A 12,710-nucleotide genomic window follows, 5' to 3' on the forward strand; every position below is an offset into this window, starting at 1 on the left:
TTTAGCGCTAAAGCACAACTACCAATCAAAATCGATCTATCCTTCGGGTTTCATTTCAGTTTTCATCTATTTCTAATTTCTCCTAAAAACATTGTTACTAACACCGAAAAAAAATGCTCAATAATTAAGAAATAAAATTTTATTGTGCTTTTTGTAAACTGCCAGAATGTTTTAGCTGTTCTAGTGTAGCGTTACCAGTACAGAATAGTACGGTGCTAATTTCGGCAATTAACACTTTTGCTAAATCGTAAAGGGTAGCTTCCGATGATGTCGCAGCTTGTAAAAACGGCATTGCTAACCCTGCGATATCCGCCCCCAAAGCAATCGCCTTTGCAACATCTACACCATCACGCAAACCTCCCGAAGCAATCAAAGGTACATCAGGTACAACTTGACGAATCCCTGTAATGCATTCTGCTGTCGGTACCCCCCAATCGGCAAAAGTCCTACCCAAACGTCGCTGTAGAACATTATCAGCACGTTCACTTTCTACTAAAGCCCAAGAAGTTCCCCCCGCACCAGCCACGTCAATCGCTGTAACTCCAGCACTAATCAACTTTTCAGCCATTTTAGCCGAGATTCCATTCCCGACTTCTTTAACGATTACCGGCACTGGCAACTTTGAACATAAATTTGATATTTTGTCAAGGATTCCCCGAAAATTAGTATCTCCCTTGGGCTGAATGCATTCTTGTAAAGGATTGAGATGCAAAATCAATGCATCGGCTTCCAGAATATCAACAACTCGCAGACATTCATCCAAACCGTAATTGTAATTGAGTTGAATTGCACCCAAATTAGCAAGCAATAAAATATCGGGAGCATACTTGCGAACCGCAAAAGTATCGGAAACCTGGGGATTCTCTACCGCTACTCGTTGAGAACCGACACCCATAGCTAATCGGTAATGTTGAGCAACTTTTGCTAAACGACAATTGATAGTCTTCGCTTCTGGGGTTCCCCCAGTCATGGAAGAAATCAACAACGGTGCGTTCATCACTTTGCCTAAAAATGTAGTACTAATATCAATTTCATCCCGGTCAATTTCCGGTAGACAACAATGGTCAAAATGATATCGTTCTAATCCAGATGTGGTTTGACGACATTGAACATCTTCCTCTAGACAGATGCGGATGTGGTCAGCTTTACGAGATTCAGTTGCTGTTGAGTAATTTGTAGAAATCTTCACGGTGGAGACTGGAATTAATATTGACTGCTATTTTCTCAGTCTCTGGTATTTTGGGATTTTTTGGAGTGATACAATAACTTTTGATTACTTTATTAACATTTCCCATTTTAAAGGTTGAAGGTCAAAGCTTAGAGAATGTTTTAAAAATATCCGGCGCTTTATTAGCCCACGCCAGTTGCTACAACGGAGGGAGCCGACTTAATTTAAAACCCGCGTTCAGCGAAGCTGCGGCTCAGACGGGTTTTGTTTGTGTCGCAGCGGTAAAAAAGCGCCAGATAAAGTATCACTTAATGAATTTAAAACCCGCGTTCAGCGAAGCTGCGGCTCAGACGGGTTTTGTTTGTGTCGCAGCGGTAACAAAACGCCGGATAAATTAAACTCCTGTTGATAGCTGCCATAATTGAATTTCGTAGCACAGATGACTTTCAAAAATTTTTCTGGCTGCTAATCCTTCTATTATTGGTTTATCTAACCAGCGCTTAAATGCCCAATTCAACAGTGCGTATAATGGTGGAACTGCGATTTTTATAACATCAGCAATATATTTACCTGTAGTTATCCCAAAAGTACGAAAATTACTCACACATAAATCAAGTGTCGGTACAATCGATTGAGAAATATCTTCAGCTTTAATTAACGTAAACCCTACTTTTTCTAAACCTATTTTGAGTTCTTCTCGGATGTGACAATTAGAAAAAATACCTTCTTGATATTTAGCATCAAAACGCATCATATCCGCTATTAACAGATAACCTCCGTTACTTAGTAAACGAGCCGCACCTTGCGCTAAATCATCAACTGCAATATATTGACTGCTTTCGCTAAATAGAATTAAATCATACAATTTATCTTGTTGAAAATCTTCAAATCTAGTTAAGTGAAAAGGTACTTTACCTTGGGTATTCTTAATAAATCTTTCTTCTTGGAGTGCATCTGGTGCTAGTCCCTCAATCGCAAAACCGCGATCGCGCAAATATTTAGTATTCCCACCGATACCGCAACCAACATCCAGTAAAGTTTTTGTTCCTTCTGGAATAAAACTAAATAGCTTCACAGCATAAGCTTCTTGAGCTAAACGTAACTTAGTTAGAGTCAATTCTTCTTCTGGTGCGGGTGGTTCTTCCCAATACCCATAATGTAAGTAGGAAGATTTTGTCAGCCCCATGTAATAATCGATTGCTGCATTCTGGTAGCGAGTCGCTTTAGGAATCCGAATTGACTTTGATTTTTGCATTTCAGTTAACCTAAATATAGAGAGTTTAGCATCATTAATAAATACGTTTTAATTAATTGGACGATAATGATTTTCATCCAATTGATTGAATTAATCATACTTAGCACATTTTGGGCTTTTCGACAATTCAACAATGATATATTTTTCTAGACAAAATATCATCGGAAACTCAACAAGATTGCCGACACAGTTATTGATGGCATGATTAACTTTTGATTAATAAAATTATCCCTTTAAGAAAACTTTAGCTATCAATTATTTACACAATATTAGAAATAGTCTGCAATCAATCAAATAATTTATGGCTGTAAATAAGCTTAAATATCTTTTTCTCAGCAAAAATTATTCGTCGTGACGATTAAATTAGCAGATTGATATTTTTTACGAATACTTTCGCCGTTTGGGTACTGAAAAGACGGTTTTTCCTTTAAGATCAATAAACTAAAACTATTAGACATCTGGTGGAAATTAATTATGCGTCATCCAGAAACCTTGTAGAGACGCGAAATTTCGCGTCTCTACATTCTTTTTCGGAGATATCTATTGGAGACCGGGGAAGCATTTTTAAAAGGCTCCGATCAAGATATTCATCATTAAAACGGGCGCGACAGGACTCGAACCTGTGACCGACTGCTTAGAAGGCAGTTGCTCTATCCATCTGAGCTACGCGCCCAAACAAAACAATATACTTTTATTGTAAAGCTTATACATTATATCAGTAGTTTAAACAAAAAGCAATGAAAAGAGTGATTTTTTAAATAAATAAAGATAAAATATAGCTTGATGAACTATAAAGTTAGATAAAAATTCGGACATATAGGGTATTCAAAAGGTATATTGTGTTGAAAAAAGGTAAAAGCGTCAAATATTACCAAGACGTTATTATATCTCCCATATATTAAATAAATGCCTCGGTGAGGAGTTATCTGAAAAATTCATGTTTATTTTGAAACGGCAGGACGTTGAAATATCAAGCATTGTACATCCGTCTCGCGACCAACAGGTACCTGTCCTTAATTATCAAGGACAAACTTTTCGGTTGATTAGTTTATTTAAAGCGAGTCAAGAAGAAGAAGCTAGGGCTTTGTGGCGAGAATTGACAGATAACCGGGGTAAAGCCTGCGTGTTATTGGAAGAAGAAGATCGCTTCAGTGTTTGGGGAAAAATTCGTTTAGACAAGCTTGACAGTGAAGCAAGCGAACAAGGTAATAATAAAATTTTAACAGTTGCGAGTATTTTGCTATTGCAAGCCGTATATATGGATATTGAAGAGTTTCTAGGTGCAAAACAAGGGAATTTATTTAAAAAAGAAATTTCACATATCTTGAATCGATGGCAATTCCCCGCAGCATCTTCACCCCAGGCAATTGATTACTTACTGAGTATAAACCCTCTAGAACCGATTAAAATTCCTTTTTGGGAGGAAGATTACGTAGTAGTATTTCTTGAAGAATTGCATAGACTGGGTAAAGCATATTTTGGTAATTCCGATTTTGCTCATCAAACATTGGATACTTTACAAGATATGCCAATCCCGGAACGAAGGCTATTTATGACTTGGCTAAATAATTCAACTCTGAGTAAACTGTGGCATTAACATATAGTGATTTTTATGCAGTTAAGATTGTGTAGGTTTGTCAAGTTCAATAGGCTCTGGTTCAAGGAGAATTTATCTTGCGTACACAATCTATAAGCAAAATCTCTGTGAAGTGCATAAACATGGTGAAGTAGAAATGAGTAGCATTTATAACAAGTCCTCCGCTTTCAAGTCATTGTTTACCACTCAAAACATTATCCTGGCTAATATTTGTTGGGGTGTTTTGGCATTGCTATACTTTTTACTTTTTAGTGCTAAGGTTCCGGATGCAAATGGTTTAGTGAGTCGTGCCGAATGGTATGTAATTGGAACAAATCTTTTTGAAGCGCTAGCTTACCTGATGGCAGGGATTTTATGCTTGAGAAATTGGCGCAGTCGTCAAATTGTCAGCGGTAGAAACGTTTGGCTGCTATTTGGTATAGGTATGCTTTCTTATTTCTTAGGAGGGATATTCTTTGGTTATACCGAAATAGTCTTAAATGAGGAACCATTTCCTTCAGTTGGCGATATATTTTTTGTGGTGACTTATTTGTTGGTTGGTATCGGCATGATTTTAGCGGTAGCTTCAAGACGAATTAATTTGGAGGTCTGGCAGTGGATAATTGTATTGGCGATCGCGGCTTTTGGTAGTGCTTTGGCATGGCTAATTAGTCAGCAAGATGCGGCTACCGTTGCTATAGCAACAGAAGTTGGTTCTGGATGGAAGGAGCAAGCTGGGACATTTTTAAATTGGTTTTATGTAGTCAGCGATGTATTACTATTAATTATTGCTACCAGTCTGCTATTAGCTTTTTGGGGTGGAAGAGCTTCTTTGCCTTGGCGAATGATTGCAGTGGCAACTTTTTCGCTTTACATTGCAGATATATGGTTTAAATGGGCTACTAGAGACCCCAATTATCAAAGTGGAGATGTATTAGAAGTGTGTTGGGTATTAAGTGGAGTTTTATTCAGTATGGCTGCTGCGCTGGAGTTTGAGGCTTCATCAAATCGTCCGCGTTCTCTTCGCGGACGCAAACGAATTTAGGAAAACAACGTTTGGGGTCTACTACCATGAGAAAACTAACGGAATCCGATAAAAAAGAAATTCTCAAGCTGTATCGAGAAAGTGCCGAAACTACTTCTACTTTGGCAGAACGCTATGGAGTAAGTAATTCAACTATTAGTCGCTTACTCAAAAGTACTTTGCCAGAAGATGAGTACGAGTATTTAGTCTCTTTAAAGCGTGCTGCTAGAACCCCTGAAGGTAGAGCGCAAGTCAGCTATGATGATATTCCTTCTTTTAGCAATATTGAGGTTCAAAGCCAAGAGAAGGAGATTTCTCAGCCCAAAATTGCACAAACAATTATCCAGTTGGAGCAAGAGGAGGAAGAAGATCAACCAGTTGAAGAAGTTGTCATCAAAAAACAGCCCATACTGAGGAAGGTTAATAAGACAACTGAAGCACCTAGAAGAGTAAAACGCCGTTCTTCGGCACCATTATCTCCAGAAGTTTCCCCGGTTGCGGAACAATTGGAGCTATTGCAAGAAAACCAAACAGAAGTTTCAAAGCTTCCCAGTCGTCCCCAACTCAAGAACATCCCCAGTCCGCTATTAGATAACGAGCTTACAGAAGCCAAAGTCATCGCGGAAATGTTTGGTGAGGAACTTGATGATACCGATGATTTGGAAGATTTAGACGATTTACTCGAAGACGACGATGATTTTGATGATGAAGACGACGATGATGATTTGGACGAGGAACCCACACGTTTTGTTCCCAGAAGAAGGTTAAACGAGCCTTTGGTTCGAGTTTTACCACTAACTGAGGCTCATTTGCCTAGAACCTGCTATCTAGTCATAGACAGAGCCGCAGAACTGATTACTCGTCCGCTCAGGGATTTTAGCGACTTAGGAGAAATCCCCAGTCCCGAAACCCAGGAAACAACTTTACCCATCTTCGATAACCATCGAGTCGCTAAACGTTTTTCTTCAAAGCGCGATCGCGTGATTAAGGTACCCGATAGCAAAGTACTGCACAAGGCTCGTTATCAATTGCAAGCCAAGGGTATTACTCGATTGTTAATTGATGGGCAGGTATACTCCCTATCGACCGTTTAATTAACTGTCACTAATTATCGGGACAAAACCTAGATTGTGTGTTATTTATTTTCCCTTGCCGGGGCAATAAGATAATTTGTAATTAGTCAGCGCCAAATTAGTGCTACCGACTACTAATTATTTTCACTAGTGTCCATCTACTTTTTTGGTTAATTATGGATAACTTTACCAACTACGGTATAGTATTGGTCACAACTGGTTCTCAACAAGAAGCAGAGAAAATTGCCAATGCTTTAGTAGAAGCAAAACTTGCTGCTTGCGTTAGTTTTACCTCCATTAATTCAATTTACACTTGGCAAGGGAAAGTCAATAAAGACCAAGAATGGCAACTTTTGATTAAAACCGATTTAACCCGATTTTCCACGGTAGAAGCCAAAATACTCGAACTTCACTCCTACGAAGTACCCGAAATTATTGCTTTACCCATTCTTAAAGGTCATCAACCTTATTTACAATGGATTGCACAACAAGTTGATTGATTTTATTAAGTATTTCCAATGTAAACGATAAAAATATCAAATTATTATTTTATTAATATTGTTTATTTTTAGTATTTTTAGTTGCATTTTAAGGTACAAAGATAGGTTTTAGATTAATTTTTATGCAAATTATTAATCATAAATTTAATGGATATTTAAATAATTTTGATTGTAATAAATAAATAAAAATTATTTAATTAAAAAATAATCATTTAATCAATTAATTGTCAAAAAATCGCTTGATTCAATCATCTTTGATCGGTTTTCATATATCGAAATGATGACTTGATGATTTCCGTAGCTTATGACTACTGAAGGAGCGATAAATGACAAAAAATCAATTTTTCTGGCAGCCGCATCCCAACCCAAAGTTACAACTTCCTTGGTATTTGACTCAATTAGGGCTATTAATTTTTCCCTTAATTCCGGCTTTAGGGGCTATAAGCTTTATTATTGCGTCAGTAGGAACTTGGCGGCTACAGTACCGTACAATCAATAATCGTCCATTAAACTGGGGATTTGCTGTTTTAAGTGTATTGCTTATCGCTACCACTGGTTTAGCTGATGATAAATTAGCAGCATTTCTTGGTTTATTTAATTTTTTACCTTTTTTTTTATTGTTTGCTGCTTTGAGCGCTTTAATTCAAACAATAACGCAACTGCGGCAATTATCTTGGATTTTAGTGATCGGTTCAATCCCAGTGGTATTTATTGGTGTAGGACATATGTTCTGGGGATGGAGTCTGTCGCCGTTTTGGGAAATCATATTTGGTTGGAAATTGCCACAAGGAATAAATCCAACAACTCGTATGGCTTCAGTGATGATGAATTCCAATATTTTAGCTGCTTATTTACTAACAGTTTTTATTGTCGGATTGGGTTTATGGATAGAAAACTGGCAACAAATTAACACAATTAAGAAACAAGTAAATAATACCAATACAAAATTTAGGATTTCCTCTTTTTGTAATCCCTTCGTATTTTTAACTCTTACACTAATAGGTGATTTTGTTGCATTGATTTTGACTCATTCACGAAACGGATGGGGTAGTGTAATTTTTGCCTGTATTGCTTATGCTTTTTATCAAAGTTGGTATTGGATGATAGCTGGAATAACTGCTGTCGTTGTTAGTGTGATGGCAGCTGCACGCGCTCCTTTACCAATCGCTGAATTATTCCGCAAAGTTATTCCCCAATTCTTCTGGATACGTCTTCATAACGAAGTCTATTCAAATGCACCATTACCAATACACCGTAAAAGTCTATGGGAATTTGCTTGGTCTTTAATGGTACAGCGTCCTTGGAGTGGTTGGGGTTTACGCAACTTTAGTTTACTTTATCAAGCTCAAACGCAATATTGGTTAGGTCATCCTCATAATTTATTTTTAATGTTATCTGCCGAAACTGGACTACCCACAACGATATTCTTTTTTGGTTTATTGACTTGGCTATTCATTATGGGTATTCGATTACTGCAAAATGCAAAATCTCTACCAAATCAAGATAAATTGATATTTTTTAGCTATCTTTTAGCTTTTGTAGTCTGGATGATATTCAATACTGTAGATGTAACCATTTTTGATTTTCGTCTAAATACATTATTGTGGTTAACACTAGCTGCAATTTGTGGTGTGATATATAACTACAGTCACAACTTAAAAAGCAACAAAGTTGATAATTTCTAAGTGCATATTCTGATGCCTATACTTTAAAAAGTTAATAATATAACAATACACGCCTGTGACTGCGAATGTGGTTTGTCCCGCATTTGTCACTGTTGCTGATTGTTGGGAAGATGTAAACACCTCGGAAGGGGTGTTTTTTTTATCATTCTTTTTGAATGTTTATTTAAGAAAATTTCAAAATTTCTATCCTTGTAAAAATAAGAATTTTAACAAATGAAATATTTCAATCGTAAGTTAACAAAAGTTGCTTCTTTTCTCAGTTTTTCTGCGCTAAACTTAGTTTTTTCTCAACCTGCGATTTCAGCAGTTTCATGTGAAGCAGGTACTATTAGTCGGCATTCTAACGGTTCCTTAGCATATTGCGTGCTAGCGAGAGATACTAAAGTTACCGTCAGCAATTCTCAAATAGGCACTTCTATTTTTCCATGTAAAGCTAAAAATTACATAATTTTTGCAGAAAAATCAGAGTTTCAAAGATGTACACTTTCTGAGGACATCAAAATCATCAACATTAATTCCGTGCAAACTTGTGCGGAAGATTTTATTGTGTCGATTTCAACTTCAAGTGATAATAAGAACCTATCTATAAACTGCGAGCGTTATGAATAAAATTATTTAAAAATTATTTAAAAATTATTTGTATATTTGGAAACTATTTATCTAATTTTGGCACGTCTAAGGTGATTTGAAATCAGTTAGTTTCTAAATAATTGTATAACAGCTGTCTTTTTGCTGTGGTACAAATAGGGAACAGTTAAATAAATAGCGGTATTTACTGATAAAAATCAACTTATCTTAATCAAAATTTTACCTCTATTACTTATGAAATATATAAGAAAAACCAATTAGTAAATAATAAGTCTCTCTTAGTGATAGGATGTTACCTCGATGTTTATTCCTTGAGTAAATCATGGCTAATAATACTCTGCGTAATGTGCTAATTGGTGCAGGAGTCGCTGCTGTTGGTGCAATTGGAACTAAGAAAGCTGTAGATTATTTCCGCAACCGTGGAAAAGAGGAAGCACCACCTGAAACTGAACCTGATGCTGAAGCACCCGCAGCAGATGAAGTTGCTTATGCTGCTGTAGAAGAAAGTTCTGTTCAAGGCTTTTTAGATTCAAGCTTTGGTGAAGCTGGACGTTATGTTCCCAATCGTCCACCGAAGATTTTTGAATATCAAGGTGAACAGTATATGGTGATTTGGGCTCACGACAACAAGCAAAACAAAAATCAGATGTTGGCTTTCAAGTATACTGATGCAGGTCGTAAGATGGTTGCGAGTGTTGGATATACGAATGAAAAAACTGATTACAATCTCAGTTTAGATTCAACACCTTTTGCTGTTGAAGTTAATGGTAGCAAGTTACAATCTGGTAAGTCGGAAACTGCTGGTACGAATGATGTAGATTTTGTTCTAGCTTAAGTCAATTGGTCAAAAGTTAGATTTTTTGAGAATATTTTTTTGAGAATAAAGGGTTGCAGTGATTGCGCCCTTTTTATTTGATTAAAAATTAAGGGATTATCGGTTAGGAAATAGGGAGTAACTTATTTAATTGGAGTAATATCAAATCTGTTGGCATCGAAATGATATTTCTTTAACGCAAAGGTACGCAAAGTTACACGCTAAGGGACGCTGAGTTTTATAATGATTTTTATAATTTATTTTCTCATCCTCTCGTTAGAGAAATATTTTAAATATTCATTCTAGAGAAGGAGCAATTTTTATTGTTTCTAAAGTTATATTTTAATAAGTGAATAAAATTCTTGTAAAAGTGTCAAAGGCTGACGGTATCAAGGCTTAATTGATACTAGTTAATTGATTGCCGTCTTTGAGTTAAATAAAAGATAGACTTTGGTTCGTTAATAACACAATTTAAAAGTGTTTGAGTGCTTATGTGTTATTAAGCCTTAACGCTTTTACCGTTCATGTAAATTTAGAAAGAGAGGAAAACACATGGCTAACAATCCGTTGGAAAATATCATCCCATCACAACCTCCTGTAGACCAAAGAAAATCCGATGTTCACACATTGAAGTCTCGTTTGGAATGGGGAGAACCGGCATTTACCATTCTTGACGTGCGCGATCGCCAAACCTACAATGAAGGTCACATCATGGGCGCGTTATCAATGAGTATGGGCGGTTTAGGGGACACAGCAGCCCAAAGTTTAGCTAAAAGCCGCGATATCTATGTTTATGGTGCTAACGATGCGGATTCGGCTCAAGCTGCACAAGCTTTAAGAAGTAAAGGTTTTGAAAACGTATCGGAACTCAAAGGTGGACTCAGCGCATGGAAAGCAATCGGTGGTCCTACTGAGGGTATTCTAGAATCAATGACTCCTGCTGGTAAGGATGATTATAATGTGATCGATCGAATGAAAGACCAAGCGGCAAATATGGATAAATAAATTGTACTTATTATTTATCTGGGAGATTTTCCCCGAAGCCCACAAAGGTGGGCTTTGTTTTTGTAGCCTCAGATTTCTAGTACTTCATTTGATTAATTTTGGGGAATTAAGGTAGTGCGAGCTTCTAGCTCGCTATTGGCCAGCGAGCTAGAAGCTCGCACTACAACCTCGCACTAGAAGCTGGTACTACAAGTTACGAATTTATGATGTATGCATCAAAACGAATCAAACGCACCACTAGTCTGAGGGTTAATTATGCTCAAACAAATCCTTGAATTGTAATAAATCCAAACTTACTATTGTTGGTAAGCACTTAAAACAATCCTCGGCTAATTCTAATCTCTCTTCACGTTTAAGCATTTCCGCTAACTTCCGCTGTATGCTAACCAAATAACGCACATCGTTAGCGGCGTAATTTAGTTGCTCGTCGGATAAATTAGCCGCGTCTCCCCAATCAGAAGATTGAGCGCTTTTATCGAGTTCTACTTTTTCTAATTCTTGCACCACTTCCTTGAGTCCGTGTCTTGGAGTATAGGTACGAACTAATTTACTCGCAATCTTGGTACAGAAAACGGGATTTACCATTATACCCAGATGATGACGCAATGTTGCCAAGTCAAAGCGAGCAAAGTGAAATATTTTCAGGACATTAGTTGCTTCTAAGAGCTTTTTCAAATTTGGGGCTTGAGTTTGTCCCTTTGCAATCCGGACAACTGTAACCCTACCTTTATTGTCGGCTATCTGCACCAAACATAAACGGTCGCGTAGAGGCAATAATCCCATAGTTTCGGTATCTACAGCAATTGTCTCGCTCTTTAAATATTCTGAAAGAGTTGTTTGGTCAAAATCGCGATCGCAAACCTGAAAATCTTGTAATTCCATGAATCTTAAAAAATCAATGTAGTGTTGAAGGCTATAAAAAAGCAAACACTACTTTATAGCTCAAAAAAATCATAAATCAAACTCATCTACTAAGAATAAAAATTTGTGTCAGAAAAAACTCGCCTTCACTATTAGCAGCGACACCAACGCCAGTCAGGTTATACTTACCATGAATATTTTTGAGATGTCCCGGACTCTTGATCCAACCCGTTACCGCTTCCGCAACAGGATCATCATATCCAGAATTGAAAGCAACGTTTTCAGCCGCATTGTTATAGCTAATAGAGATACTATCAACTCGCTTGGCAAATCCATTATGACTGAAGGGTACTTGATGCTTTGCCATATTTTGGCTATGAATCCTCGCTTGCTTAGAAATTTTCTCATCTAGCTTTAGTTTTGGCAATTTTTTAGAAACCCGATACTGATTTATTTGGTCAAATATTGCCATTTCTAAATCAGTAGTTTTTATATTAGTAGATAGTTTTATCGGACGTGATGGAATTGACAGTGGCTTGTTTACCGTCGGTTCGCTTGTAGACGTATGACCAGGTACAGGTTTTGTCGTCATTGCGCTACCCAGAACAAGTGTAGTAAAAGCAATACCAAGAATAGTTTTTCCGCTCATGGACAATTACATGGTTTATACGGTCTTGAGACGCTAATTGATAATTATTAGTTTCTTTATATACCCGTATTAGAATAAGTATTTTATTAGTCTCCAGATTTTTGCATATCCTCATCTAGCCGTCAAGACTAGCTAATTAAAGGAACTTTTACATTAAGCGATTCCAAATTATCAATGAAGACTTCAAAAAGTTGAAACACAATTTAAGCAAATATTCGGACTCAGTATCAAAACTATCAATTTGAATAAAAATTAAGTATTGATGACTACAGTATACTTAATTAAGTAATAAATACTACTTTTAGTTAGAAGCAAAAATTTATTTAATATAATAATTTAATATTAATAACTTCATGAAGTAACGATATATTAAAACTTGCTATGCCAATCGTGAATGATCCGTGAGAAATTATATTCTCATTGTTGCTATGAGTGTGGTAACAGCAAGTTATTTAACAGGGCGTTGCTTGTATAGCCCCAGACTAGAAGTCTGGGGGTAAATTGTACTTTCG

At 36.8% G+C, this 12,710-nt stretch carries 13 protein-coding genes and 1 tRNA gene; 9 read left to right on the forward strand and 5 right to left on the reverse strand.

All coding sequences use genetic code 11. From position 1 onward, the window contains the following. Positions 1-139: 139 nt before the first annotated feature. Entirely contained in the window at positions 140-1,189 is a 1,050-nt protein-coding gene (gene fni / locus IQ247_RS05820; protein ID WP_193917966.1) for a type 2 isopentenyl-diphosphate Delta-isomerase, read from the reverse strand. An 80-nt stretch (positions 1,190-1,269) separates the two neighbouring features. Between fni and IQ247_RS05825 the strand changes: the two genes are divergently transcribed. Next, positions 1,270-1,566, forward strand: coding sequence for a hypothetical protein (locus tag IQ247_RS05825; RefSeq protein ID WP_193917969.1), 297 nt, complete (start codon positions 1,270-1,272; stop codon positions 1,564-1,566). Here the strand turns inward: IQ247_RS05825 and IQ247_RS05830 are convergent. Then, entirely contained in the window at positions 1,563-2,423 is an 861-nt protein-coding gene (locus tag IQ247_RS05830; RefSeq protein ID WP_193917971.1) for a class I SAM-dependent methyltransferase, read from the reverse strand. The genes IQ247_RS05825 and IQ247_RS05830 overlap by 4 nt on opposite strands. A 599-nt stretch (positions 2,424-3,022) precedes the next feature. Further along, positions 3,023-3,096: transfer RNA gene (locus tag IQ247_RS05835), tRNA-Arg, on the reverse strand. Between the two features lie 264 nt (positions 3,097-3,360). On the opposite strand from IQ247_RS05835, the gene IQ247_RS05840 reads away from it, so the two are divergent. The 8 genes from IQ247_RS05840 to IQ247_RS05875 all read left to right on the forward strand — a co-directional run bounded on the left by IQ247_RS05840 (position 3,361) and on the right by IQ247_RS05875 (position 10,688). Next, the gene (locus tag IQ247_RS05840) at positions 3,361-4,020 is read left to right on the forward strand and encodes an Npun_F0813 family protein (protein WP_193917973.1); all 660 of its coding nucleotides are present in this window, start codon (positions 3,361-3,363) and stop codon (positions 4,018-4,020) included. 136 nt (positions 4,021-4,156) lie between these two features. Then, positions 4,157-5,044, forward strand: a complete 888-nt coding sequence (locus IQ247_RS05845) for a hypothetical protein (protein WP_193917975.1) — start codon at positions 4,157-4,159, stop codon at positions 5,042-5,044. Between the two features lie 26 nt (positions 5,045-5,070). Next, a complete protein-coding gene (locus tag IQ247_RS05850) occupies positions 5,071-6,117 on the forward strand; it encodes a helix-turn-helix domain-containing protein (protein WP_193917977.1) in 1,047 nt (348 codons plus the stop codon). Between the two features lie 155 nt (positions 6,118-6,272). Then, positions 6,273-6,596, forward strand: coding sequence for a divalent-cation tolerance protein CutA (gene cutA, locus IQ247_RS05855; protein WP_193917979.1), 324 nt, complete (start codon positions 6,273-6,275; stop codon positions 6,594-6,596). Between the two features lie 326 nt (positions 6,597-6,922). Then, entirely contained in the window at positions 6,923-8,281 is a 1,359-nt protein-coding gene (locus IQ247_RS05860; RefSeq protein WP_193917981.1) for an O-antigen ligase family protein, read from the forward strand. Between the two features lie 213 nt (positions 8,282-8,494). Then, on the forward strand, positions 8,495-8,890 hold the full coding sequence (locus tag IQ247_RS05865; protein ID WP_193917983.1) for a hypothetical protein: 396 nt from the start codon (positions 8,495-8,497) through the stop codon (positions 8,888-8,890). A gap of 301 nt (positions 8,891-9,191) precedes the next feature. Continuing rightward, on the forward strand, positions 9,192-9,704 hold the full coding sequence (locus IQ247_RS05870; protein ID WP_193917985.1) for a hypothetical protein: 513 nt from the start codon (positions 9,192-9,194) through the stop codon (positions 9,702-9,704). A gap of 531 nt (positions 9,705-10,235) precedes the next feature. Then, positions 10,236-10,688, forward strand: coding sequence for a rhodanese-like domain-containing protein (locus IQ247_RS05875; RefSeq protein WP_193917987.1), 453 nt, complete (start codon positions 10,236-10,238; stop codon positions 10,686-10,688). Between the two features lie 249 nt (positions 10,689-10,937). On the opposite strand, the gene IQ247_RS05880 is transcribed toward IQ247_RS05875, so the two are convergent. Continuing rightward, complete coding sequence (locus IQ247_RS05880) at positions 10,938-11,570, reverse strand: ribonuclease H-like domain-containing protein (RefSeq protein ID WP_193917989.1); 633 nt, start codon at positions 11,568-11,570, stop codon at positions 10,938-10,940. An 82-nt stretch (positions 11,571-11,652) separates the two neighbouring features. After that, complete coding sequence (locus tag IQ247_RS05885) at positions 11,653-12,198, reverse strand: CAP domain-containing protein (protein WP_193917991.1); 546 nt, start codon at positions 12,196-12,198, stop codon at positions 11,653-11,655. Between the last annotated feature and the right edge of the window lie 512 nt (positions 12,199-12,710).

The sequence above is a fragment of the Plectonema cf. radiosum LEGE 06105 genome, assembly GCF_015207665.1.
In the GTDB taxonomy this organism is placed as follows: domain Bacteria; phylum Cyanobacteriota; class Cyanobacteriia; order Cyanobacteriales; family Nostocaceae; genus Rivularia; species Rivularia radiosa_A.